Origin of the sequence: Psychroflexus curvus, from assembly GCF_020164585.1 — a bacterium.
GTDB lineage: Bacteria > Bacteroidota > Bacteroidia > Flavobacteriales > Flavobacteriaceae > Psychroflexus > Psychroflexus curvus.
Genome location: NZ_JAIQZF010000009.1, coordinates 33221 through 57520 on the forward strand (window position 1 = coordinate 33221; position 24300 = coordinate 57520).

Below are 24300 nucleotides of genomic sequence, written 5' to 3' on the forward strand. Positions count from 1 at the left end.
AATATTCAACAGCATATCTTTTTAGAAAATATCACAAAGAATTTTTACTTCGAACCACCTAAGTACTCAAAGAAGTATTCTCTTAGTAAAATATCAATATATTTGTAAAAAATAAATTAAGGCATGCTTGGAGCAGTACTTTTAGGGTTTTTATTTTCTTTATTTCTGGTATTTGCAGGCTCTTATTTTAGGGGCAAGTTAGCTGTTCTGTCATCACTTATACCTTTAAGCCTTTTTGTTTATTTTCTAACTTTCATTCCCGAAATTTCAAGCGGTGAGGTAATTTATGAGAGCTACGAATGGATTCCAAGCTTTGGCGTCAATCTGAGTTTTACTTTAGATGGTTTGGCCTTGCTTTTCGCATTGATGATAACCGGGGTAGGATCTCTGGTTTTTTTATATACTTCTGCATACTTAAAAGACCACAAATATCTGGATCGATTTTATGGCTATTTAAGTTTATTCATGGCAGCCATGCTTGGTTTGGTGCTTTCTGATAATTTGATGTCTTTGTTCATTTTCTGGGAGTTAACCAGTATTTCCTCTTTTTATCTAATCGGATTCAACAACGATAAAGCAGATTCAAGAAAGTCTGCCCTTGTAGCTTTAGGAATTACAGGAATTGGAGGATTGTTGTTATTGGGTGGTGCTGTTTTGCTGGGAGATGTTGTAGGAACTTATCGTATTTCTGAAATGCTCTCGATGAGAGATGCCATTACAGACAGTTCCAATTATCTGCTTATTTTACTCTTGATTTTTGGTGCTGCTTTTACAAAATCCGCACAATTTCCCTTTCATTTCTGGCTGCCTGGAGCAATGAAAGCTCCTACGCCCGTTTCTACCTATCTGCACTCTGCTACCATGGTAAAAGCTGGTGTTTATTTGCTATTTAGGATGACCCCTGTATTGAATGGTGGCGATATTTGGCATACGGTTCTAATTGTGGTTGGTGCCATAACTATGATTTATTCTGCGGTTCATATTATTTTCAGAACCGACTTAAAAGGTATTCTCGCCTATTCCACGATTTCAGCTTTAGGTATATTAGTGTTTTTAATAGGAATTGGTACTCAGGCAGCCCTTATTGCTGCAGCCGTGTTTATCGTCGTTCACGCACTATATAAAGCATCCTTGTTTTTGATTACAGGGATCATCGATCACGAGACGGGAACACGAGATGTGACACAATTAGCTGGCTTACGTAAGGTTTTACTGCCAGTTGCCATCGCTGGATTTATAGCAGCATTAATTAGCGGAGGTGTGCCGCCAACTTTAGGTTTTGTAGGGAAAGACTTAATTTACGAGTCTACTTTACATTTTAAAAACAATGCTGTATTACTGACTATAATTGCCATTTCAACCAACGTTTTATTGTTTTATGCGGGCTTTGTAGCGGGGGTAAAGCCATTTATGGGTAAGCTTCCAAAGAAATTTGAAAAGCTTCATTTGCCCAGTCCGTTGATGTGGGTTCCACCTTTGATTATGACCATAGCAGGTCTGGTTTTTGGTTTATTTCCAAGTCTGATAGAAACGACATTTGCAAAACCAATTGCCATGACTCAGGCCATTGCGTTTGAAGATTTTCATTTGAAACTTTGGCATGGGTTCAATACTATTTTAGGTTTAAGTGCTATAACATTAGTGCTGGGAGTGGTGTTGTATTTTACATTGAAACCCAGTCATGCTCTTGAAAATAAGATTGCGAAGCTTGATTTTATAGCTCCTGAAGTTCTGCTTCTGAAATTGTCTGAAGGCTTTGCTGTCTTTTCAAAATACTGGACCAATTTCTTTCAAACAGGCTATCTAAGGCATTATATTTCTATTGTTGTTGCCTTTTTAATTCTACTTCTAGGCTATCTTATTTTCTCCGACTTCTCCCTTGAAACTGATTTTTCAACCTTAGCGGATTTAACGATTTACGAAATCTCTATTTTGTTAATGCTCCTGATGGGGGTTCTTTATACCGTTTTCACGAAATCCCGATTAGCCGCCGTTGCCGCTCTTGGCGTTGTTGGCTTATCCTTTAGTTTATTATTCCTGTTTTACAGTGCTCCAGATTTAGCGATGACCCAATTTTCTGTAGATACACTTACGGTCATCTTATTTGTATTGGTGCTTTATAAATTACCTAAATACCTCAACTTTTCTAATAAATGGCTTAGAATGAAACACGGTGTGTTATCCGTCAGTTTTGGGGTGTTGATCACTTTGCTCATTTTAAGAGTTTTAAAAGAACCCAAGAATACTGAAATTTCAGAATTCTATGCTGAAAATGCTTATAAACTCGCTCATGGAAAAAACGTGGTGAATGTCATTTTAGTTGACTTTAGAGGAATTGATACTATGATAGAAATTTCGGTATTGATTGTCGCTGCTTTAGGCGTTTTTGGATTATTAAAATTAAGATTGAAAACACGAGACAAAAAATAACATGAGAACCATTATTTTAAAATCTGCTTCAAGTTACCTCCTGCCAGTATTACTACTGTTTTCAGTATTTATATTATTGAGGGGGCATTATTTGCCTGGGGGGGGCTTTGTTGGAGGTCTTGTGGCAGCCATTGCCTTTGTGCTGGATGCCTTTTCAAATGGTCTGGATAAAACAAAAGGCATTTTGAAATTTCACCCCGGCTTTTTTATGCCTGTGGGTTTAATGATAGCGTTCTTAAGTGGAATATCTCCTATGCTATTGGCAGGTCTACCACTGATGACAGGGATATGGGCAGATAACCCAATACCCGTTATCGGTGCAATCGGTTCGCCCTTGTTTTTTGATATAGGTGTTTATCTTGTGGTTATAGGAGCATCCTTAACCATTATATTTACAATTTCAGAATCTGTATAAATGGAAATAATACTGGCAATTATTACTGGTGTTCTTTATGCTTCCGGCATATATATGATTTTGCGTCGGAGTATGGTGAAGCTTATTTTGGGCATTATCTTATTAGGAAATGGCGTTAATTTATTGATTTTTTTACTAGGACGAATTACTAAAGGACAGCCACCAATTATAGACTCCACAGAAAAAGCTCTTGAAGGGATCTATGCAGATCCTATTCCTCAGGCTTTAATACTTACGGCCATTGTCATTAGTTTTGGTTTACAGGCCTTTGCCATTATTCTCGTAAAACGAGCTTACAAAGTTTTAAAAACAGACGATTTAGATCAACTTAACACCACAGACGAAGATTCATGACAAACGATATCATCATATTACCACTTGTAGTTCATCTGTTTTTTAGCATACTGTTGATGTTATTTTGGAATAAGGTCAATTTTCAAAAGGTCGTCAGTATGGTGGGGAACGCGATTGCCTTGTGCGTTGCCATTTGGGCTTTTATTCATGTTTACAATAATGGCACTCAAATTGTTGAATCTGGTAACTGGCCTGCTCCCTTTGGGATTGTATTTGTAGGCGATATGCTTGCTGTCACCCTCGTTTTGCTCACAGCAATTGCAGGCTTTGCAGTATCTGTTTTTTCAACAATTTCTGTTATAAAAGCAAGATTGCGCTTCGGGTATTTCAGTGTCTTTCATTTTCTGCTTTTGGGGCTCAACGGAGCTTTTTTAACAGGCGATATCTTCAACCTTTACGTTTGGTTTGAGATCATCATTATCAGTTCTTTTGTGTTGATAAGCATTGGAGGAGAGAAAAATCAGCTGGAAGGTGCCGTTAAGTACTTTGCACTCAACTTCTTTGCTTCTATGATCTTCCTGACTGCTTTAGGAGTTCTTTACGGACTGGTAGGAACGCTAAATATGGCAGATATTTCCCTGAAAATTGCCGAGGTGAAAGACACTACACTTGTTGAAATAAGTGCCGTTCTTTTCTTAGTCGGATTTGGTATCAAATCTGCGATATTTCCCTTGTATTTTTGGTTGCCCGCTTCCTACCATACCCCACCTTCAGCTGTGTCTGCCATATTTGCCGGGTTGCTAACCAAAGTTGGCGTTTATGCCTTAATACGTGTATTCACATTGATTTATGGTGGAGATTCTTTCCTTACCACTCTCTTGCTCTTTCTTGCTATTATGACGATATTCAGTGGTGGAATAGGTGCTATTATTCAGAATAATATCAAGAAAGTGTTTATGTATTTTATCATTTGTCATATTGGTTTTATGATAGGTGGTTTGGCCTTATTTACAGAAGTAGCTATGGCAGGGGTAATTTTTTATTTAATTCATGACATCATTATTAAAACCAATTTATTTTTGATAAGCGGTTTGATTTACAGAATTAAAGCCACAACCAATATGAAGAAGCTTGGAGGCTTATATGCTCATTATCCTAAGCTGAGCTTGCTCATTGCTATTCCTTTGTTTTCTTTAGTCGGTATACCACCCCTTTCCGGGTACTGGCCTAAAATTTCACTTATTCTGGCCAGTTTTAACGCTCAAGAATATTGGTTTTTTGGAGCTTTAATCTTCGGAAGTTTAATCACGCTTATTGTTATTGCAAAACTGTGGTCTGAGGTGTTTTGGAAAGATCAGCCAAAAATCAACTTTCCCAAAAAGTTCATTTATTTTGATCAACTTAGACTTGGACAAAAGTTCACCTTCGTATTTCCTGTAGCATTTCTAACTTTTGTAACTTTATATATTGGATTTGGTGCAGAACACATTCAGCAGTTATCCCAAAGGATCGCCATGGAACTCATGAATAATGAATTGTACATCAATGCCGTTTTAAAAAGATAAATCCAGATGAAAACTAAATTTCTTTCTAACATTTTATTGATGCTTATCTGGGTATTCCTGACAGGAGAATACAACTTCAACAATTTTTTATTCGGATTTGGACTTAGTTTTATTATTCTTTGGATTTTAAGCGGGAATGAAGACAGAAGTTCCAAAAAATACTTCAAGATTGTTCCCAAAATGATAAGTTTTGTCTTGTTCTTCTTATGGGAGTTAACAAAAGCAAATATCCAGGTGGCGTATGAAGTGATTACTCCAAAATTCAATATGAAGCCTGGCATTGTTGCTTTGCCTCTAGATGCAAAAACAGATTTGGAGATTACGCTTTTGGCGAATTTGATAACACTTACACCAGGAACTCTGGCTTTGGACGTATCTACAGACCGAAGCGTTTTGTATGTTCATGCTATGTATGTGGTAGACAAAAAAGATTTTATAGAAGATATTAAACAAGGTTTCGAAAGACGCTTACTAGAAATATTGAGATGAACGTACACGACTTTTTATATTATATCATATTACCCATTTTATCGATTTCATCGCTCATGGTGTTTATAAGGTTTTTCAAAGGACCCAGCATAGTAGATCGCGTAGTCGCTTTAGATTTATTGATTACCATAGGTATAGGTATCATAGCCATTTACAGTATTATAAGTAATAAACCAACATTTTTGGACATCTCACTCGTTCTAGCTCTCATTGCCTTTTTAGGAACAGTTGCCTTTGCTTATTATCTCGAAAAAAGAAATAAAAATGATTGATATTTTAGTTTACATCACTTCAGGATTAGGAGCGCTCTTTGTCCTATTGGCAGCAATTGGAACACTAAGGATGCCAGACCAGTACTTGAGAATTTCAGTGAATACCAAGGCAGCCACACTTGGTGTTGGTCTTTTACTCATCGCTGCAGCTCTGTTCTTCCTTGAAACTTCTGTGACGACAAGAGTATTGGCTGTTATCATTTTTATTCTTATCACCGCTCCTGTGGGAGCTCACCTCATAGGGAGAACCTCCTATTTCATAGGGAATAAACTTTGGAAAGACTCTTATATAGATGACCTAAAGGGGAAATACAACAAGACCACTCACGATCTAAAGGGACTGGATAAAACGGAGGAAAATGAAGAAGAAGTTGAGTCAAAATCCTAAACTTATTTTCCCAGATTCCTTAAAACAAAAACTAACTCTACGTAGCAAGGAAGGTGCTTTAAGGTCACTAAGGAAATCAAACCCTCAACTCACAGATTTTTCCTCCAATGATTATTTGGGCTTTTCCAACAATGGACTTATTTCTGATTTTGCTCAAGATAAGCTTCAGGCGTATTCCAGCCAGCTTCACGGGGCTACTGGCTCCAGACTGCTCACCGGGAATTACGATATGATTGAAGACTTTGAGTCTTACCTTAAGAACTATTACAAGACTGAAGCTGCTACGGTGTTTAACTCCGGATACGATGCAAATTTAGGTTTGCTTTCATCTGTAGGGCAACGTCAAGATTTAATTTTGTTTGACGAATTAAGCCACGCTTCCATAAGAGATGGTATAGCCCTGAGCAAAGCCAAAGCCTACAAATTCCAGCATAACAACTTAGAAGATTTAGAGCAAAAGCTAACCAGGTTCAAGGATCAGTTCGAAACGATTTACGTCATCACAGAACACGTATTTTCCATGGATGGAGATAACGCAGATGTAGAGGCTATAGTTAAATTATGTGAGCGATTTGGGGTGTATCTGATTTTGGACGAAGCCCATTCTGTAGGGACAATTTCCAGAAAAGGATGCGATCATTTTGATGGAAAACTGTTCGCCAGAATCATCACCTTTGGAAAATCCTTTGGTTCTCATGGTGCCGCCGTTCTGGGAGCAAATGAGTTGAAACAGTATTTGATTAATTTTGCAAAAAGCTTTATTTATACCACTGCCCCAAGTGTGGGAACCACTGCCAGAAACTGGGCAGCGCATCTGTATTTAGAAGCTAATTCAACTGATTTTGAGGCTTTAAGATCGAATGTTGAATATTTTCAAAAGCATATTAAAGCCAATCAGCTTTCCGGGTTTTTTATTGAAAGTCAGTCAGCGATTCAATCCTGCGTCATCGGTGGCAACGAAAATGTAAAGTTAATTTCCAAACAACTTAAAGGCAATGGATTTGACGTCAGGCCTATTTTATCGCCAACAGTTCCTAAAGGAAAAGAAAGGCTTCGATTTTGTTTGCATAGTTATAATAAAAAAGAAGAAATTGAAGCTGCTCTCCACTCTTTAGCAAACCATTTAATTGAAAAAGAAAATGAATAAGACTTATTTCATCACAGGAATCGGAACCGAAGTAGGAAAAACTATGGTTTCGGCTATCGTTACTGAAGCCTTGAAAGCCGATTATTTTAAACCCGTTCAAGCTGGGGATCTTGACTATTCCGATACACATAAAGTCAAGGCTTTGGTAAGCAATTCAACATCCAGATTCTTTGACAATGCCTATGCCTTGAAAACCCCCATGAGTCCACATGCGGCTGCAGATATCGATAAGGTTGAGATAAAACTTGAACACATCAAAAGGCCTGAAACCGATAATAGCCTGGTTATAGAGGGCGCAGGAGGCCTCATGGTGCCGCTAAACTCTAAAGAGTGTATTATCGATTTGATAGAGAAAACCGATAAGATCATCTTGGTATCCAGGCATTATCTGGGAAGTATCAACCACACCTTATTGTCTGTTGAAGCTTTAAAAAATCGGGGATTTTTAAACATTGGAATCATTTTCAGCGGTGACGAACACCCCACTACTGAAAGCATTATTTTGGAAAAAACTCAGGTAATGGGTTTAGGAAGAATAGAGGAGGAAGCGGAATTTTCTAAAGACGTCGTGTCTAAGTATGCCGAACAGCTTAAGCTAAATTTAGAAAAGCTTTAAGGCAATGAGATTAAACTTAGTTAAGCTACTTTGAATTCAAATTCATTCATTTCTACACTAAACTTTACATTCGCTTTTAATGCCTTAAATACCTTTAAAATCGTTTCGATAGTCACATTTTTAGTATTTCTTTCTAATTTTGAAATTTGCGATTTTTGAACTCCGATTAATTCGCCCAGTTGTTCCTGAGTCAATTTTCGTTCTTTACGAACCGATTTTATCATTTCGCCTAAAAGTTCCATTCTTAAGTCAAATTCATATTTGTCTCGCTCTGGCGTTCCAATTTCTCCTATGTCCTTGCTTTTCATTTCATCAAGGGTCATCATTTTCATTTTTTTGGCTTTCATAATTTCGATTTATTTTTCAAAATACTCAGTTCTAATTTTCTTTGCTTTTTCAATTTCTGATTTCGGGACTTTATCAACTTTTTTTACTATCCCATGAGTCGATATGACAAGCGTTTCAGTTTTGTCAGCTTTATCCCAAAAGGCTAAGAGCCTATATTGTAATCTACCGTATTTTATTCTGAACTCCCAAATATCATCAGTTAACTTTTGAAAAGTTTTGGATCAAGTCCAAGTTTAGCTTTGTCGATGTTATAGTAGATTTTCTTTCTCGTTTTCAAATCTAAACTCTGCAAAAAGTCAATTGCTTGTTCAAGAAACACCACTTCAAAATTTTTATTCATTTAGCTTCTCCTTGAAATTACCTAACAAATATAACTTTAAAAGTTGAATTATATGGAAACATTTTTATGTCAATTATTTTAGAAAAGACTTAGGTATTGGGTTTAGGAAGAATAGAGGAGGAAACGGAATTTTCTAAAGACGTCGTGTCTAAGTATGCTGAACAGCTTAAGCTAAATTTAGAAAAGCTTTAGGTTAACAAGATTAAATTCCGAAGAAATAATTATTAGCTTTAAGAAGTTTAACTTTGCAATAAATACAAGCGAATGAAACTTTTTGGCAAGCATATTTCTTTACCGTTTACAAAACTTTCTATTTCCAGGCGTGACCAGAAGCACATCTGGCATCCACTCACTCAGCATAAATTGAATTCTGAGCTTTTGGCTATAGAATCGGCTAAAGGCTCACTCCTTAAAGATGAGTCTGGAAAAACCTATATAGATGCCATTGCTTCCTGGTATACCAGCATGTACGGCCACTGTCATCCGCATATCATCAAAAAGGTGAAAGCCCAGATGGAAACGCTGGATCAGGTGGTTTTTAGTGGGTTTACTCACGAACCCGCAGTCGAATTATCTGAAAAATTGATGGAGATTTTACCCCAAAATCAAAACAAACTTTTCTTCAATGACAATGGGTCGACAGCTACCGAAATCGGCATCAAGATGGCGCTGCAATACCATCACAATCTAGGGAATGACAGAAAAGTGATGCTTGCGCTGGAAGATGGATTTCATGGGGATACGTTTGGCGCTATGTCAGTTTCGAGCCTGTCAGTCTATAATGGCGCCTTCGAAGATCATTTTATTGAAGTACGAAGACTGCCGAAACCCAATGGATATAATAATGCGGAGGTGATTGCTCAATTGAAATCGATTTTGAAAGAAAATGCTATTGCCGGATTTATTTACGAGCCATTGGTACAGGGAGCAGCGGCGATGCAGACTTACGATCTTATTGGTTTAAACGATATTCTTAAGCTGTGTAAAGCCAAGGATGTGATTTGTATTGCCGATGAGGTGATGACTGGTTTTGGCAAAACAGGTAAACATTTTGCTTCGGATTATTTATCTGAAAAGCCAGACGTGATGTGTCTTAGTAAAGCTTTATCTGCTGGAATGGTAGGCATGGGAATAACAAGTTGCACCAAAAAAATTTATAAGGCGTTTTATGCAGATGAGGTGGCTAAAGGCCTTTTTCACGGACATACCTATACCGGAAATCCACTGGCCTGTGCAGCAGCCATAGCCGGTTTGGAACTACTACAGTCTCAGGAGATCCAAGCGTCTATTAAAAATATTATGAGCCTGAATCAGATGTTTGCTGAGAAGATGCGGAAGCACACACTGATAAGAGAAGTGAGACAAATAGGCGTGATTTTGGCTTTGGATTTAGATGTGGAAATGGAACGCTACGGGAACGCAAGAGATGAAATGTTCAATTACTTTATGAGTAAAGGCATTTTTCTAAGACCGCTTGGCAAAACCATTTATATCCTACCGCCTTATGTGATTACTGAAGCTCAGCTCGCTAAAATTTATGCTGCTATCGAAGATTATCTAGAGGTTCTAAAAGGGAAATAAGTTTAATTTTTTATAAACTTCAGCGTTTCTTTCAGATTGTTATTGTCTGTAATAACGATTAAATATACGCCTGTCGAAAATGAAGAGATGTCATAATTAGATAGCTTATCTTCAAAATTACCCTGAGCAACTTTTTGTCCTAAAAGCGAGTAAATTTCAAATTCTAGATTAGGAGAAGACTTATTTTCAGCTTCAATGTTTAAAACATCTTTGGCAGGATTGGGGTAAATTTTGAATTTTCTGGATGTAAATTCTTCAGAAGATAAACTTTCAGGATTATAGATAAATCCAAATCTAATTTCAGGCTCTCCTTCTGCAACCTGATAATCAATCAATAAATCTTTATTATTTTCAAGAGGATATTCTTCATCTAAATAAAAATCTTTAAACACAGCATTGAGTTCTGAAAAATCATCACCATCAATTTTAAACTGATAGTGGTCTCTATTTTTGTTGACTAAACGAATAAGGGTAGTATCAATAGTCTGAGGAAAATCTCTTTCTTCAATGACCAGGTTTTTACCATTCGAGTAGATGGAAAGATTTTCACCTATGTTGGAAAGCTTGTCGGCATCTCTATCATCTATTCCCGAGTTTGCACCGTGTATAAAATTTATGCCAACACCATCAATTTGCTCATTCTCGCTTAATAACCTCAAGACAATTGTAGTTTCCGTATTTGTCTTAAATATTGGAACCTGAGATTCAGAAATATCCTTGTGAGCTTCAGAAAAAGTCAGATTTAAAGTAGTTGCCCCAGTGTTACTGGCCTTTACGAAGACGGATTGCCAGGCCTGGATAAATTGATTGGCATCAGAGTTTTGTAGATTAGATCCATCTGATAATTTTACTGTCGCATATCCTCCAAATTGATTTAAAGTTGGATCGTAAGCGTATATATAAGTTGGACTCAAACCGGTATTAGAATCAAAAAAAGAATTGGCATTTATGGCGCCATGATAAGGATTACCTAATAAGATATAACTATCAGCTGTGTTTAAATTAATTGGTTTCGAAAAATTTAAAATCGTTGGGTTTCCTGTCAGTCTTAGTGTTGTGGGCGGTCCCACCCGAGTGTTGTTAACATAAATATTGGTGTCTCGGCTACCGCGTATAAAAAGTGTAAAGTTTTGTCCCTTTGCTAAAGTTGTCTTATCAGTATTAGTAGCTGTTATATAGGATTGTGATGTGGGATTCCATCTATAAAAACCTGGATTACCGGTACCTGAAGCGTCAAAACCATTACTGCCAGTTGTAGATCCGGTAATGTGGGTTCCATAGCCTGGATTTGGATTCTTATTGTCTGAATAACTAAGGCTGGTATTATTTACGCCTTCTTGAAGATTACCTTTTATAGTTCCAGAAGTTTCGACAGGTGACGACATATAACGGAAGGACCTGTTTGAACTTGGTATAAAGCGTTCTATAACAAAACCGCCATCTATAATCCCCCCTGTGTTTTGTCCTATTTGTGCCGTGAGCGTATCAACACTTTTTAAAGTTAAAAGAGTATCGGGAACAAAAGTTCCTCCATGAATTTCAAATAATCGTAAAACATCCTGGTTTCCGCTTATAATTTTGGCTTGTCCTCCAGTTTTATTAACCCTGAATTTTTCCATAATTCCATCTCCAGCAATTGACTGAGTCTTGTCCTGAATGAGTTCAAGAAATCCAGTCCCCTTAATAGTACCGTTATTTGTGAAATAGCCTGCTACAGAAAGATTCACCTTATTTTTAAGAGTGACTTTAAGATTCGGGTTTTCAGCTATAAACACTTGAGAAAACAAGATGTTTGATACAAATGCAAAAAATATTAATGATACAAATAACCTCATAAGAACAAATTTAAGAAATTTTATGTCGGTAAAACTTGCAGACTTAATAAATAAAACATAATAGTCATTGCAGGAAGTTAATTTTGAATAAAAAGTCTTGTCTGTAACCAGTTAATTATAAAATAGTTAGACGTAGTATTCTACTCAATAAGTAAAGTTTTAAAATACCACATGTGCATGGAAAAATTACTTCGCTTAAAATTAAATCTCATGCCTGAACCCTAAGATGTGAATTTTGCTTCAGCAAAGTGAAAATCGATCATGAAAGACTTACCGCTTTAACGAGTGAGTCCACTATTTAGCTCTGTTGAATTAAGTCCCACAGATTCCATTGAGGTTTGGGGCCAAAGATTAGTCATAGGTGGAGCTGGTACTACAAGTGAAATCGCTGAGTTCTATCAAAACCTTGCGATCAATTAGCTAAAACACATACCCCACAGAAAAGCTATACACACTGTGGTACTGGTCACCTTCCAGATTTTTATCGACATCATTTAGACTTTGATGAAACCTTGCCTGAACCATGAAATTACGACTTAGTTTATAGCGTAAACCTCCAGCTAAAGCTATGTCCAAACTTTCATATCTATCGTTTTGATCTATAGTTTCAGTTTTGCTATTCACTTCACCAATTGGGTCTAATGTAACGGTTTCTTGCTCCATTTCAGCTCTTACCAGATAACCAAATTGGACTCCACCTTCCAGCCATAGATTTTCAATAACATTATAACTGGCAAGAACAGGAAGATTGACATATTGCATTTTCAAGATTTCTTCAACCTTTTCAGCCTCATTGATTCCCTGATTATATTCGTTTGAAAAGCCTTGTTCAGAATAAAGCAGCTCAGCTTGGAGACCAAATTTAGGTAAGATTTTATAAAGCCCGTAAGCACCTATTTTCATTGAGGTTCTGGAATCATAACCAGGGGGAACATCACCACTGACATTAGCTAAATTGATGCCTCCTTTAAAGCCATATTCAACATACTCTTGCTGAGCACTTAAGGAAGAAATGGAACATATAAACAAAGCGAAAAGTGATATAATAGATAATTTCATTGTATAAATTTTTAATAAAATTAGACTTTTTGAAGGGTTTAATAGTCTCCTTAATTCAATTTTAACCTTGAAATTGATTGCGTAACCATTGTTACACTACTAATGTAGAATAAGGCTTTAATTTGTACCCTCTGTTTAAATCTAAAAAACAAGAATTATGATCAATAGAATTGTACGTGGTGTTGCCGGAAGTTTTGTAATCATCAGCCTGTTGCTGGCGGTATATGTAAATATCAACTGGTTGTGGTTTACTGCCTTCGTAGGCGTAAATTTGTTACAGTCCTCCCTAACAAAATGGTGTTTGCTGGAAAATATACTCAAGAAAATAGGTGTTAAAAAATAAGTTGAAGCGAGGCTAAAGTTACTCCTTCACCCTCCAATTATTCTATTGCTACTAAGTGTTTATTTTCTCTCTTTTAAAAAAGCACAGACACACCTTTTACTCTTTTGGTTAAAATTTTCATTGTTTTCCATTTTAGGGCCTTTTTAAGGTTAACAGATAAAAATAAGGTTAATTTTGACTTTCTTGATTGGCTATTTTTGCCCTATTTTTCTATTCTATTCCTGATCAGAGAGTATTTTAAAAACCAAAAGCTCAGTGTTTTTGGTGCTTTTTTCATTTTCAATTAAACCATCGAGCCTTTTTTTTGTCTTAGTTGAAATCGCAATTGATAAGTCTCAATTGTTTTAAAACTATAACTCGATATGTTCAAAAAATTACTTTACTACACGTTCGTAGCAGGGATGGTAGTTTCGATGTCATCATGTTCCATTTTTCAAGGGAAAAATGATGAAAAATCGACTGCTCAATCCTCTAAAAAGGCATCCAAAAAAGGAATAAAACCTTACAGTAAAATTATAACCAACAAAGCCAAGTCAGATGAAGGTTTATTCAAGGTACATAAAGTAGAAGAGGATTATTTCTTCGAAATTCCAGATTCGCTTTTCAATAGAGAAATGTTGATGGTGACTCGTATTGCTCAAACAGCTCAAGGCTTAGGTTTTGGCGGAGGAAAACAAAACGAACAAGTTTTACGCTGGCAAAAAAGAGGCGATAAAGTTTACCTGAGAGTCGTTTCTTATGATATTACCGCAGCCGATTCTTTACCAATAAGTCAGGCAGTTGTCAATTCTAACTTTGAGCCAATTCTTTATTCTTTTGACGTTAAAGCTTATAAAAAAGACTCGATCAACAACAATACAGTTATTGATGTTACAGATTTATTTCAAAAGGATGTTGAGGCTATTGGCCTTCAGGGTAGAAGAAGAAAATCTTACAAAATTTCACGTCTAGATGACAGCCGGTCTTATATCGACACTATTCGAAGTTACCCAGAAAACATTGAAATAAGACACGTCAAAACCTATAATGCTGGAAATCCACCCTCTAATTCTAGCACAGGTTCTGTTTCTCTAAAGTTTAGTAACTCCATGGTGCTTTTACCTAAAGTACCGATGAGAAGACGTTATTTCGATCAACGTGTAGGCTGGTTTACAAGCAATCAAACCGATTATGGTCTGGATAATCAAAAATCGGAAACCATCACTTATTTGGACAGATACCGTCTTGAAGTTAAAGACGAAGATATCGAGAAATTCAAAAATGGTGAATTGGTAGAGCCTAAAGAGCCGATCATTTATTACATCGACAGAGCAACTCCAAAAAAATGGAGAACATACATCAAGCAGGGTATCGAAGACTGGCAGGTAGCTTTTGAAGCGGCTGGTTTTAAGAACGCCATTTTAGCTATGGATCCTCCAACAAAGGAAGAAGATCCAGACTGGAGTCCGGAAGATGTAAGATATTCTGTAGTGAGGTATTTGGCTTCTCCAATTCCAAACGCTAACGGCCCTCACGTGAGTGATCCGCGTTCTGGAGAAATTTTAGAATCGGATATCAACTGGTACCACAACGTGATGACCTTATTGCGTAACTGGTACTTTGTGCAGACTGCAGCTATCAACCCAGATGCAAGAGGTGTAGAGTTTAAGGATGAGGTGATGGGACGATTAATTCGTTTTGTATCTTCTCACGAAGTTGGACACACCCTTGGTTTACCTCATAATATGGGGAGTAGTGTGGCCTATGATGTAGAAGATTTAAGAGATCCGGAATTTACCAAAGAATACGGTACAGCTCCATCTATCATGGACTATGCGCGATTCAATTATATCGCACAACCTGGAGATGGTGACGTGTCATTGATGCCAAACGTTGGACCCTACGATAAATATTCTATCGCTTGGGGTTACAGACCTATTTTGGACAAAACTCCAGAAGAAGAGAAGCAAATTCTTGACGAATGGATTCTTGAAAAAGCTGGAAATCCTATTTATAGATTTGGAAAACAGCAATCTGGAGGTGTCATCGATCCCAGCTCTCAAACCGAAGATCTTGGAGACGACTCTATGGAAGCAAGCGCTTATGGAATTGCTAACCTCAAAAGAATTGTTCCCAACTTGATTGAGTGGACTGCAGAGGATGGTAAGAATTATGAGGATCTTGAAGACTTGTATAACCAGGTTTACGGACAGTATAACAGATACATGGGACATGTCGCTGCCAATATTGGAGGGGTTTATGAAATCTATAAAACTTATAATCAAGAGGGTGCGGTTTACACACATGCTCCCAGAGATAAGCAGGTAAGAGCAATGGAATTTCTTCAAGCTGAGCTTTTTGACACCCCGGAATGGTTGATAGATCAGGATATTTTCAACAAAATCCAATTTGATGGGTATTTAGAGAAAATTAAGTCTTACCAGGAAAGAGCTTTAAATAATGTATTGGATTTTGGCCGATTTGCCCGAATGATGGAAAACGAAGAGCTTAATGAAGATGCTTATACCATTGTTGAAATGATGGAAGATCTTAGAGCTGGCCTTTTCAGTGAATTAAGAACTGGTTCAGAAATAAGCAGAAGCAGAAGAAATCTTCAGAGAGTTTATATTTCCAGAATGCAGCATTTAATGACAGAAAAACAATCTAGTATCCCCGCTCGATACAGAAGCTACATCAGCAGAAGTAATATCGATGTTGAAACAAGTGATATTAGACCGCTTGTAAGAGCAGAATTGAATATCCTGCAAGCAGATATGAGAAGAGCAATCAACAGAACAAGAGATACCATGACCAGGTATCATCTTGAAGATAGCGTGGAAAGAATTGCAAAAATTCTTAATCCTGACGCCTAATTTTCAAATGAGTTCATTTTTACTAAAGCCATCCGCCTGAGGCGGATGGCTTTTTTATTTTTGATTGACTTACTTTTATAAAAAAAAATATGAAATATATATTCATTATCTTTCTTAACATAAGCCTTTGGGCTTGCCAAACTCCTGAGGATAAGGAAGACAAAAAGCAAACCTCAGAAATTGAAGCTGAAGTTGATGCTGTATCCATATCGAAAGAAAATATCAATAAAGAGTTTTGGAACAGACTCTCCCGGTTAAAAGGGAAATCGTTTCAAGGCGAAGTGATAGAAGCTCCGGCAGGTGATGATTTTAGAGGGAAAAAACTAGTCATGCATGTATTGGATGTCAAAAAAGACACGATTTATATTCCGTTCAATGTAGGAGAAAACAGGTCCAGAACTTGGATATTGACTAAGACTAAAGCCGGTATTCAATTGAAACACGACCACCGTAAAGAAGACGGAAGCGAAGATGAATTAACTATGTATGGTGGTACGACACCCAATACAGGACTTGAAGGGATAGCGATGTTTCCCGCAGATCAGGAAACGGTGGATTTATTACCTGGAACAGCCACCAACCTGTGGTGGATTACAGTTGATGATAAGCTATTCACTTATAATTTAAGAAGAATTGGTTCGCCTGTAAAATTTTCAATTGGGTTTGATCTAGAATCCCCTATTGACACTCCAAAACCTTCTTGGGGTTGGGAAGGCTATGTTGAGGAGTAGGAGTAATTTTTCCTGACTATCTTTTTCAGAGACAATAGGCATCGTCTCATCCAGAGTTCATGTATCAAAAAACCCCTTTTTGGAATATCCGAAAAGGGGTAAATAAACAAAATTTAAAATCTGGCTCTATTGGTTTCTCGACCTCGTGGACTTAGAATTCCTCTGGATCTTGAACTCCTCTCTGCTTTGTAGGCATTTCTGTTATTTGACGAACGCTTAGGTTGAACCAAATGTCTCTTGCTCTCCTTCTTATTCATCTTAGTATTTCTATGGATTGATCTTCCAGAAACCTCATTTGTTTTTCTGCTGTTGATTCTAGCCTGTTCAGTTCTTCTGGAGTTCTGAGAAATACCTCTACTATTTGTATTTCTATCCGTTCGACTGGAAATCTGATTTCTCCTGTTAGTATGATGTATTCTCCTAGCTGTTTTATTTACTCTTAAAGTAAGATCTCTGCGACTTCTAACCTTTTCTTCAGCAATGGATCTGGATTCACTTCTGGTAGAGCTGCTACTATTCGATATTCTGGAATTTCGCGTTTTCTGGTCTCCCTTATGGCGTCTTTGTACATTTGACTTTATACTTCTTTCCCTGTTATTTCTTGGGGTCTGCACATACCTTTGAGCCCTGCTTGTATTGCTTTTTGCTCTATAGTTAGACGGCTGTCTGTTATAAGCAAAATGACGGCTATTGTTGGCATAAGGTCTGTAGTAGGTATGTCTTACAGACCTGTAGGATTGTCTGTAGGGGTGAGGACTCACTAAACAAAATTGCGCTGCAGGTACTGCATAATACCTGTGCCAGGGTCTCCACACATATCTCCTGTTCGAATGATTTATAAATCCACTCTGTCTCCAATATGCATTGTTTCTATAAAAGAGTTGTAAACCTCCAATTCTACTTACCAAGCCGTAGGTATTGTAGTCGATTAGAATATTTCCTATTTGATGTATACGCCCGTAATAGTCGTAGAAGACAGGCGTATTTTGTATCTGTATAATAGCCCCATAATCGTCATACTGTATGTAAGGATTATAATTATAACCAGAATTGAAACTAAAATTTACATTCGCGATGTTAAATCCAACAGATACATTTGGGCCGTAACCGGGGATAAAAAAATCAAACTGGCCATCTTGAAAGACAGAAAATTCTATTCCATTTTCCATAAAAATAAAGGGCTGGTTTTGACTGTAGTTCCAATTATTGGACCTTGAGTCATTTTCATAACCTGAATGATTTGCCCAAACAGATGTACTGAAAAAAACAAAGCCTGCGAGTAAAAAAATAAATCGTTTCATGGCACTGGGTTTTAATGTTACATACACCTAAAACCAAAGTTTATGCCACGAATTGTAAAGTATTGATAATCAGTGATATGTTTTAAGTTAGAATTAAAGGTTTAAAAATAGCAGGAAACATCTCAACTATACTAGGAAGTAAAAAGGGTTTGATACCTCCAATGCCGGTGGAGAAGTCTGCGCCCTTCAATTTTTAAGAATGTTGAGCAAAAAAACGCTTAGTTTTTCAAGTGGTTTAAAGTAAGTCGGGGTGGCAGCTCCGAGGCTTCGGAAGAACCTTCGTCTTCCATGTATATGTTGAAATTACTTTGAGTTAACGATTGAAGTAAGCTAAGTTTTAGATTCAGGATGACCTCCCTTTGGTCGGTGATCCTGAATATAGGGGTGTTGCTCAAGATTATCCAATCCAGGCTATCGCCTATTAGACCTTTTTCGTTTTAAAGTCGACTTTGAGTAAACTCAAGCCACCTTAAAACAAAAAAGCCCTACACGTTTGTGTAAGGCTTGGATTTGTCGGGGTGGCAGGATTACCTCCCTTTTGGTCGGTGATCCTGATTATAGGGGTGTTGCTCAAGATTATCCAATCCAGGCTATCGCCTGTATGTCTTTTTTGTCTTTATCACTTTCAAATCCTTTGGATTTGATGCTCTAAAACAAAAAATCCAACCACAACTTGTGTGATTGGATTTTCTTGGTCGGGGTGGCAGGATTACCTCCCTTTGGTCGGTGATCCTGATTATAGGGTTGTTGCTCAGGAAAAGCCAGCACCTATCGGTGCTCATACCTTTTTAATTTATTTTATTTATGAAAGTTACCACTTTCAACATGTCATAAATAAAAAAGCCAGTAATCAAAAGATTACTGGCTTTTCTTGGTCGGGGTGGCAGGATTCGAACCTGCGACCTCCTGCTCCCAAAGCAGGCGCGATGACCGGGCTACGCTACACCCCGAGTGGTGTGTTTATTAATTTTAATCAAGCAAAATCAAGTTTTAAACTTGAAACCAGTTCAGTGTCATTGATGTCGCTTTTGATGCGATACAACACTCTAAATGGCCTGTGCTGATTGAATTTTATAGGTTTAGATGGGTCTCGCTTCATCTAATATATCAGCGGAGAGACAGGGACTCGAACCCTGGCGACGTTTGACCGTCGACAGATTAGCAATCTGCTGCATTACCACTCTGCCACCTCTCCAATGTTGTTAAGAACTTGCGCTTTTAAGCGGTTGCAAATATAAGTCCATTTTTGATTTTGACAAAGTTAAAGCAAATTATTTTCAAGTTTCTTTAAAGTAACTTAGGAATTATCTTCCAGAAGTATGATAAGGTCATTAGCTTCCAGCTTTCCGCTTTGTCTCCACACCATTTCACCAGCTTTGTAAAGCATGTAAGTCGGAAGTTTTTTGACCTTCAAAGCCTCAACTAACTGGGCATTCTTTTCTGCATCAATTTTTATAAGCTTGGCTCTGTCTCCCACAGCTGCACTTACATCTTTAAGCTGATCGTGAATATTTTCACAATCCTCGCTCCACTCTGCAAAGAAATTGAGCAAAATCGGTTTTTGCTCATCAATGAGTTCACCAAATTTGGTCATCTGTTATTGAATTTATCTAAAATTAATCCAAAATATGTCATTTACCAAATATTTTATGAAGTAGCACTTGCCGGTTCGGCTTGTTTTCTAAACTTTAATTTAGCACGAGTCACCAAATAGAACATAACTGGAACAATAATTAAGGTTAAGAAGGTCGCGAAAATTAACCCAAAGATAACAGTCCATGCCAGTGGCCCCCAGAAGATGACATTGTCTCCCCCTATATAAATGTCGGGCGCATAGTTTATGAAAAGTTCGAAAAAATCAACATTTAATCCAACGGCCAACGGAATCAAACCCAAAACGGTTGTTATTGCTGTAAGTAGAACCGGGCGCAAACGAGATTTTCCCCCAGCAACAATTTCTTCAAAATACTGATGTTTAGTCAGCATCTTGTCATCTTCTATGTCCAGTTTTTCTTTTCTGCGATCGATTAAAATCTGGGTATAATCTACAAGCACAATAGCGTTATTAACCACAATTCCTGCCAAAGATATAATCCCCATCATCGTCATGATGATTACAAAATCCATTTGAAAAATACTCAAACCAAAAAAGACGCCCCCCAAACTTAAGACCACGGCCATTAAAATGATGATAGGCTTTGAAATAGAATTGAACTGAGCTACAAGTATTAACAGGATTCCCCCAACAGCAAGTAAAAGGGCTTTGATTAAGAAGTTTAAATTTTCTTCCTGTTTTTCCTGTTCCCCCGTAAATTTATAACCGATACTTTCTTCCAAATCAAAATATTTCAGCTCCTGTTGCAGCTGACCTACGATTTCATTGCCGTTGTAACCGCCAAGTACGTTGGAATATATGGTGATCACACGCTTCAGGTCTTTTCTTTTGATAGCAGAAAATGTTGATGCTGGTTTGGTTTCTACTAATGCTGAAATAGGCACTTGGATAATCTGGCCTTTGGTGTTTCTAAAGGTGACGGGCTGATTGAAAATGGCATTTTCATCATACCTCAATTCTTCATTAAATCTAACATTGATTTGATAGTCTTCCTCATTGGCTTTATAGGTTGAAGCCTCTTCTCCAAACACAGACCTTCTGATGACCTGTCCTACCTGAGCAGAAGAAACACCTAGTTTTCCAGCTTTTGCTTTATCTACCAGCACGTCCAATTCTGGCTTGGATTTGTTGACGTCTATTTTCAATTCTTCAATGCCTTCTATTCCTGTTTCGTTGATGAATTCACTCATGCGCTTAGCTTCTGCCAGCATAAGATTGTAGTCTTCACCTTTTAGTTCTATATTGATAGGGTATCCTGAAGGTGGCCCAGCCTGGTCTTTTTCTACAATAATGGAAACTCCGGGAAACCCTTTGACGGCATTACGAACCTCCTTCAACACCTTGCTGCTTTTTACATTCCTCCTCAGTTTAAATTCTCGCATAGATAAAGTGACCTTACCTCGATTGGGCATATCATTGACCTGACCAGCGCTGTTCATTGGGTTTCCAGCGCCTTTACCTACCTGAGAAATGGCAGATTCTACCATGAAGTTGTACCCATCTTCATCCTCGTATTTTTTTATGACTTCAAAAATGCGCTGTTCCACCTTTTTGGTCAGGGCATTGGTTTTGTGAATATTAGTGCCCTCCGGATATTCTATATAGGCCATGATTTGATTGGGCTGATTTTCGGGAAAGAACAAGACTTTAGGTTGAACTATAGACACCACAACAAATGATAAGGCCAAAATTCCTAGAGTTCCGAAGAAGAACAGATACGCATTCCTCTTATGAAGGGCGTATTTTAAGGACTTCTCGTAGAAATTTTCTAACCTCTTAAGCGATCTGAATTGAAAAAAGTAAATGGCTTTCAGGAGAAACAGCTTATAAACCCAAAGCAAAATCGACGCTAAAATAGCCAGGTTCCCCACACCTCTTAAAACTCCAATATCGAGAATAAATCCAGCGACCAGTGATGAAATACCTACAATAAGTAAAATCAGGCTCCAGCGAATCACCTGTTTGTCCTTTAGTTTCTTTTCTTCAACTTTCATAAATTTAGAAGTCAACATGGCGTTGATAATCAAAGCAACAAAAAGAGAAGAACCTAAAACCACAGATAAGGTAATGGGGAAATAAATCATAAACTTACCAATGGTTCCTGGCCACAATCCCAGAGGGAAAAAAGCCGCTAAAGTGGTTGCTGTAGAAGCGATAATGGGCCAGGCGATTTCTCCAATACCCTGCTTTGCAGCTGCCGTTCTGCTCATGCCCTGATCCATCAGGGAATATACGTTTTCTACCACCACAATACCATTATCTACCAGCATGCCGAGTCCCATCACCAATCCAAAAAGTACCATGGTGTTTAGTGTAAACCCTAGACTGGAAAGAATAATGAGTGACAATAACATAGACATAGGAATGGCAACCCCTACAAACAGGGCGTTTCTAAGTCCCAGAAAGAACATCAATACGATAATAACAAGAAGAACACCGAAGATAATATTGTTGACTAAGTCATTGACCTGGTTCTCCGTTTTGATGGATTGATCGTTGGAAAGACCTATATTCAAAGTATCTGGATAGTAGGATTTTCTTTCCTTTTCCACAATAGTTTTGATTTCTTCAACCGCTTCAATCATGTTTTTCCCCGCTCTTTTTTTGATGTCGAGCATGACTACGGGGTCCCCATAATCCCTGGCGAAGGTGGTAGGGTCTTTGGTGTGGAAATTTATATCTGCTACATCTTTTAGATAGATTTCGCCCCCGTCGTTTTTGATGACGATGTTGTTGAGTTCATCTGGAGACTCAATTTCCCCTAAAACCCTTATCGTTTTTTCAATGCCCTTAGACACGATACTTCCGCCAGAGATATTTTTATTTTCATTTCTGATGGCTGTTATAATATCATTGAAACTTACCTGCATGGCAGACATCTTGTAAATGTCTACGGCTACCTCGACTTCCTTATCATCTATTCCTCGTATTTTAGCTTCTTTAATTTGAGGCAGAAGTTCAATTTCTTCCTGAAGATGCTCTGCGTAATCTTTTAAATCTTGTTTGTTGAAATTCCCTGTAAAACTAATATTCAGGATAGGAAGTTCTTCTGAAAGATTAAGGTCAAAGACATTGGGTTCAACTTTGGCACCATTGTCTAACGTAGGCCAGGTTGTTTCAGATTTTACAAGATCTACCTTGTCTTTAATAAGTTGCTTCGCATTTTGAACTTCTATATCTTCTTCAAACTCCACAATGACCATAGAGTAGTCCTGCATGGTAGAGGAGGTGATTTCCCTTACCCCTTTCACGTTCTTAAACTCTTCCTCCAAAGGTTCTGTGATGAATTTTTCAATGTCTTCAACTGAAGTCCCGGGCTGAACCGAACTAACGTATATTTTGGTTTCTACGACTTCCGGGAAGTCTTCTCTTGGCATAGTGTAATAAGCCATGATGCCTCCGAATAAAATAATGGCAATAATGACATAAACCGTCATTTTATTATCTATTGCCCAGGAGGATATACCAAATTCTTTATAGGTGTTTTTCTTTGCCATTAATTGTTCTTTTGAAAGTTTAAAACTTTTACTTTTTCTCCTTTCTTTATAGTTCTTGCGCCTTCAGTGACTACAATGTCAGAGGTATTTAATCCCTCCAAAACTTCGATTTCACCCTGATAACGTTTACCGAGTTTCAACTCTCTAAAGTCGGCAACTCCCAGACTGTCATTTTCCATTGTGAGCGCGTAGGTAAAGGATTGCCCTTGAGCGTTTTCTCTGAGAATATCTTCAGGAATGACAATGGCATCGCTTGTTTTGTAGTTGTTTATTTCTAAAGTGGCAATGAGATTGGGCTTTACAAATTCTATGCTGTCCGGAATAGCAACTTTCACTCTGAAGTTTCTGTTGTTTTGTGAAATATTACTAGACACTTGAGTCACTTCACTTATAAATCTTTTCTCGATTGCTCCAAAAGAAACAATAGCTTCACTTCCCACTTTTATACTCCCTACGTAATTTTCTGGCACATTTGCGCTTACATACATTTGGTCTAAATTCAAAATTCTGAAAATAGGAGTTTGTCCTGGAGAAACGACCTGACCACGGTCGGTGATGATTTCATCAATCTTTCCGTTGAAAGGGGCATAAATAACTGATTTCTTAAGCTGATTTTCCACTTGTTCTACAGAATTGTTGAGTTGCTCATAAGCGGTTTCAGCTTCTAAAAACTGAATTTCAGAACCTATATTCTGATCCCAAAGGCGTTTCTGTCTTTCAAAGCGGGTTTTGGCTAAGTCTCGACGGGCTTTCAATTCTGCTAATTGATTGGACACTCCACCATCGTCAATCTTGGCCAGCACATCTCCTTTTTTGACTTCCTGGCCTTCGTCGATGTAGATGTCTTTGAGATTTCCGGAGAATTCCGGATAAATTAAAATATTTTCATCAGTCGTCGCTTCGCCAAGTATTTTGATGTAATGTTTAAATGCTTTGGGCTCTAATTCCATGGCTTCTACCAGAGCATAGGTATAGTCTTCCTCAAATTCAGATAGCTTTTCATCTAATTTTTTAAGCTTATTTTTAAGATCAAGCATGCTTGTATTCAGTGTTTTTCGCTTCTGCTCGATTTCAGCCTGGGTTCCATTTTCAAGGACTTCGTCAATTGATTTTTCTTCAGGTCCACAAGACATCAGAACTAATAGGGATAACAAGCTGAGATAGGATAGATATTTCATGGGA

22 protein-coding genes and 2 tRNA genes are annotated in these 24300 nt (G+C 37.7%); 13 read left to right on the plus strand and 11 right to left on the minus strand.

Annotation, left to right across the window (positions count from 1 at the left end; all coding sequences use genetic code 11):
- Positions 1-123: 123 nt before the first annotated feature.
- From LB450_RS12695 to bioD, 9 genes are read left to right on the plus strand one after another with little or no spacing between them, the layout of a single operon-like run.
- Positions 124-2430 (plus strand): putative monovalent cation/H+ antiporter subunit A, encoded by a 2307-nt coding sequence (locus tag LB450_RS12695; RefSeq protein ID WP_224489483.1) that lies wholly within the window; start codon positions 124-126, stop codon positions 2428-2430.
- Between the two features lies 1 nt (position 2431).
- Positions 2432-2845 carry a Na+/H+ antiporter subunit B gene (locus LB450_RS12700; protein ID WP_224489485.1) on the plus strand — a complete coding sequence of 138 codons (414 nt, stop codon included), beginning with the start codon at positions 2432-2434 and terminating at the stop codon, positions 2843-2845.
- Complete coding sequence (locus LB450_RS12705) at positions 2846-3199, plus strand: Na+/H+ antiporter subunit C (RefSeq protein ID WP_224489486.1); 354 nt, start codon at positions 2846-2848, stop codon at positions 3197-3199.
- Positions 3196-4704, plus strand: coding sequence for a proton-conducting transporter transmembrane domain-containing protein (locus LB450_RS12710; protein ID WP_224489494.1), 1509 nt, complete (start codon positions 3196-3198; stop codon positions 4702-4704). The genes LB450_RS12705 and LB450_RS12710 overlap by 4 nt, the downstream gene beginning before the upstream one ends.
- 6 nt (positions 4705-4710) lie before the next feature.
- Positions 4711-5193 carry a Na+/H+ antiporter subunit E gene (locus LB450_RS12715; protein ID WP_224489496.1) on the plus strand — a complete coding sequence of 161 codons (483 nt, stop codon included), beginning with the start codon at positions 4711-4713 and terminating at the stop codon, positions 5191-5193.
- Positions 5190-5465, plus strand: coding sequence for a cation:proton antiporter (locus LB450_RS12720; protein WP_224489498.1), 276 nt, complete (start codon positions 5190-5192; stop codon positions 5463-5465). The genes LB450_RS12715 and LB450_RS12720 overlap by 4 nt, the downstream gene beginning before the upstream one ends.
- Positions 5458-5853, plus strand: a complete 396-nt coding sequence (gene mnhG / locus LB450_RS12725; protein WP_224489499.1) for a monovalent cation/H(+) antiporter subunit G — start codon at positions 5458-5460, stop codon at positions 5851-5853. Before LB450_RS12720 ends, mnhG begins: the two co-directional genes overlap by 8 nt.
- Positions 5825-7000: an aminotransferase class I/II-fold pyridoxal phosphate-dependent enzyme gene (locus LB450_RS12730; protein ID WP_224489501.1), complete on the plus strand. Its 1176-nt coding sequence runs from the start codon at positions 5825-5827 to the stop codon at positions 6998-7000. Before mnhG ends, LB450_RS12730 begins: the two co-directional genes overlap by 29 nt.
- Positions 6993-7616, plus strand: coding sequence for a dethiobiotin synthase (gene bioD / locus LB450_RS12735; RefSeq protein WP_224489504.1), 624 nt, complete (start codon positions 6993-6995; stop codon positions 7614-7616). Before LB450_RS12730 ends, bioD begins: the two co-directional genes overlap by 8 nt.
- 20 nt (positions 7617-7636) lie before the next feature.
- Here bioD and LB450_RS12740 read toward each other — a convergent pair whose 3' ends face one another.
- From LB450_RS12740 to LB450_RS13940, 3 genes are read right to left on the minus strand one after another with little or no spacing between them, the layout of a single operon-like run.
- Positions 7637-7963, minus strand: a complete 327-nt coding sequence (locus LB450_RS12740) for a helix-turn-helix domain-containing protein (protein WP_224489505.1) — start codon at positions 7961-7963, stop codon at positions 7637-7639.
- A gap of 9 nt (positions 7964-7972) precedes the next feature.
- A complete protein-coding gene (locus LB450_RS13935; RefSeq protein WP_407692578.1) occupies positions 7973-8155 on the minus strand; it encodes a type II toxin-antitoxin system RelE/ParE family toxin in 183 nt (60 codons plus the stop codon).
- 8 nt (positions 8156-8163) lie between these two features.
- A complete protein-coding gene (locus tag LB450_RS13940) occupies positions 8164-8304 on the minus strand; it encodes a hypothetical protein (RefSeq protein WP_322962792.1) in 141 nt (46 codons plus the stop codon).
- Between the two features lie 264 nt (positions 8305-8568).
- Here LB450_RS13940 and bioA point away from each other — a divergent pair, with 264 nt between their 5' ends.
- Positions 8569-9885 carry an adenosylmethionine--8-amino-7-oxononanoate transaminase gene (bioA, locus tag LB450_RS12750; protein ID WP_224489507.1) on the plus strand — a complete coding sequence of 439 codons (1317 nt, stop codon included), beginning with the start codon at positions 8569-8571 and terminating at the stop codon, positions 9883-9885.
- A 2-nt stretch (positions 9886-9887) separates the two neighbouring features.
- On the opposite strand, the gene LB450_RS12755 is transcribed toward bioA, so the two are convergent.
- Together LB450_RS12755 and LB450_RS12760 are read right to left on the minus strand one after the other, a co-directional pair.
- Positions 9888-11720, minus strand: coding sequence for a T9SS type A sorting domain-containing protein (locus LB450_RS12755; RefSeq protein WP_224489509.1), 1833 nt, complete (start codon positions 11718-11720; stop codon positions 9888-9890).
- A 420-nt stretch (positions 11721-12140) separates the two neighbouring features.
- Positions 12141-12779, minus strand: a complete 639-nt coding sequence (locus LB450_RS12760; protein ID WP_224489511.1) for a porin family protein — start codon at positions 12777-12779, stop codon at positions 12141-12143.
- Positions 12780-12936: 157 nt separating this feature from the next.
- Between LB450_RS12760 and LB450_RS12765 the strand changes: the two genes are divergently transcribed.
- From LB450_RS12765 to LB450_RS12775, 3 genes are all read left to right on the plus strand, one after another.
- On the plus strand, positions 12937-13122 hold the full coding sequence (locus LB450_RS12765) for a YgaP family membrane protein (protein ID WP_224489526.1): 186 nt from the start codon (positions 12937-12939) through the stop codon (positions 13120-13122).
- A gap of 362 nt (positions 13123-13484) precedes the next feature.
- Positions 13485-15974: a zinc-dependent metalloprotease gene (locus LB450_RS12770; RefSeq protein WP_224489528.1), complete on the plus strand. Its 2490-nt coding sequence runs from the start codon at positions 13485-13487 to the stop codon at positions 15972-15974.
- Between the two features lie 89 nt (positions 15975-16063).
- On the plus strand, positions 16064-16705 hold the full coding sequence (locus LB450_RS12775) for a hypothetical protein (protein WP_224489530.1): 642 nt from the start codon (positions 16064-16066) through the stop codon (positions 16703-16705).
- Positions 16706-16818: 113 nt separating this feature from the next.
- On the opposite strand, the gene LB450_RS12780 is transcribed toward LB450_RS12775, so the two are convergent.
- From LB450_RS12780 to LB450_RS12805, 6 genes are all read right to left on the minus strand, one after another.
- The gene (locus LB450_RS12780; RefSeq protein ID WP_224489532.1) at positions 16819-18006 is read right to left on the minus strand and encodes a hypothetical protein; all 1188 of its coding nucleotides are present in this window, start codon (positions 18004-18006) and stop codon (positions 16819-16821) included.
- Positions 18007-18878: 872 nt separating this feature from the next.
- A tRNA-Pro gene (locus LB450_RS12785) sits at positions 18879-18956 on the minus strand.
- 161 nt (positions 18957-19117) lie between these two features.
- Positions 19118-19201 (minus strand) — tRNA-Ser (locus tag LB450_RS12790).
- A 102-nt stretch (positions 19202-19303) separates the two neighbouring features.
- Positions 19304-19600, minus strand: coding sequence for a thioredoxin family protein (locus LB450_RS12795; protein WP_224489534.1), 297 nt, complete (start codon positions 19598-19600; stop codon positions 19304-19306).
- Positions 19601-19653: 53 nt separating this feature from the next.
- Entirely contained in the window at positions 19654-23118 is a 3465-nt protein-coding gene (locus LB450_RS12800; protein WP_224489536.1) for an efflux RND transporter permease subunit, read from the minus strand.
- Positions 23118-24296 (minus strand): efflux RND transporter periplasmic adaptor subunit, encoded by a 1179-nt coding sequence (locus tag LB450_RS12805; RefSeq protein WP_224489538.1) that lies wholly within the window; start codon positions 24294-24296, stop codon positions 23118-23120. The genes LB450_RS12800 and LB450_RS12805 overlap by 1 nt, the downstream gene beginning before the upstream one ends.
- Positions 24297-24300: the final 4 nt, after the last annotated feature.

Coding starts and splice junctions, on each gene's coding strand:
- LB450_RS12795 (WP_224489534.1), bottom strand. CDS start 19,600: ATGACCAAATTTGGTGAACTCATTGATGAGCAAAAACCGATTTTGCTC.
- LB450_RS12770 (WP_224489528.1), top strand. CDS start 13,485: ATGTTCAAAAAATTACTTTACTACACGTTCGTAGCAGGGATGGTAGTT.
- LB450_RS12800 (WP_224489536.1), bottom strand. CDS start 23,118: ATGGCAAAGAAAAACACCTATAAAGAATTTGGTATATCCTCCTGGGCA.
- LB450_RS12705 (WP_224489486.1), top strand. CDS start 2,846: ATGGAAATAATACTGGCAATTATTACTGGTGTTCTTTATGCTTCCGGC.
- LB450_RS12755 (WP_224489509.1), bottom strand. CDS start 11,720: ATGAGGTTATTTGTATCATTAATATTTTTTGCATTTGTATCAAACATC.
- LB450_RS12760 (WP_224489511.1), bottom strand. CDS start 12,779: ATGAAATTATCTATTATATCACTTTTCGCTTTGTTTATATGTTCCATT.
- bioD (WP_224489504.1), top strand. CDS start 6,993: ATGAATAAGACTTATTTCATCACAGGAATCGGAACCGAAGTAGGAAAA.
- mnhG (WP_224489499.1), top strand. CDS start 5,458: ATGATTGATATTTTAGTTTACATCACTTCAGGATTAGGAGCGCTCTTT.
- LB450_RS12740 (WP_224489505.1), bottom strand. CDS start 7,963: ATGAAAGCCAAAAAAATGAAAATGATGACCCTTGATGAAATGAAAAGC.
- LB450_RS13940 (WP_322962792.1), bottom strand. CDS start 8,304: ATGAATAAAAATTTTGAAGTGGTGTTTCTTGAACAAGCAATTGACTTT.
- LB450_RS12765 (WP_224489526.1), top strand. CDS start 12,937: ATGATCAATAGAATTGTACGTGGTGTTGCCGGAAGTTTTGTAATCATC.
- LB450_RS12780 (WP_224489532.1), bottom strand. CDS start 18,006: ATGAAACGATTTATTTTTTTACTCGCAGGCTTTGTTTTTTTCAGTACA.
- LB450_RS12730 (WP_224489501.1), top strand. CDS start 5,825: ATGAAGAAGAAGTTGAGTCAAAATCCTAAACTTATTTTCCCAGATTCC.
- LB450_RS12695 (WP_224489483.1), top strand. CDS start 124: ATGCTTGGAGCAGTACTTTTAGGGTTTTTATTTTCTTTATTTCTGGTA.
- LB450_RS12775 (WP_224489530.1), top strand. CDS start 16,064: ATGAAATATATATTCATTATCTTTCTTAACATAAGCCTTTGGGCTTGC.
- LB450_RS12805 (WP_224489538.1), bottom strand. CDS start 24,296: ATGAAATATCTATCCTATCTCAGCTTGTTATCCCTATTAGTTCTGATG.
- LB450_RS12715 (WP_224489496.1), top strand. CDS start 4,711: ATGAAAACTAAATTTCTTTCTAACATTTTATTGATGCTTATCTGGGTA.
- LB450_RS12700 (WP_224489485.1), top strand. CDS start 2,432: ATGAGAACCATTATTTTAAAATCTGCTTCAAGTTACCTCCTGCCAGTA.
- bioA (WP_224489507.1), top strand. CDS start 8,569: ATGAAACTTTTTGGCAAGCATATTTCTTTACCGTTTACAAAACTTTCT.
- LB450_RS12710 (WP_224489494.1), top strand. CDS start 3,196: ATGACAAACGATATCATCATATTACCACTTGTAGTTCATCTGTTTTTT.
- LB450_RS12720 (WP_224489498.1), top strand. CDS start 5,190: ATGAACGTACACGACTTTTTATATTATATCATATTACCCATTTTATCG.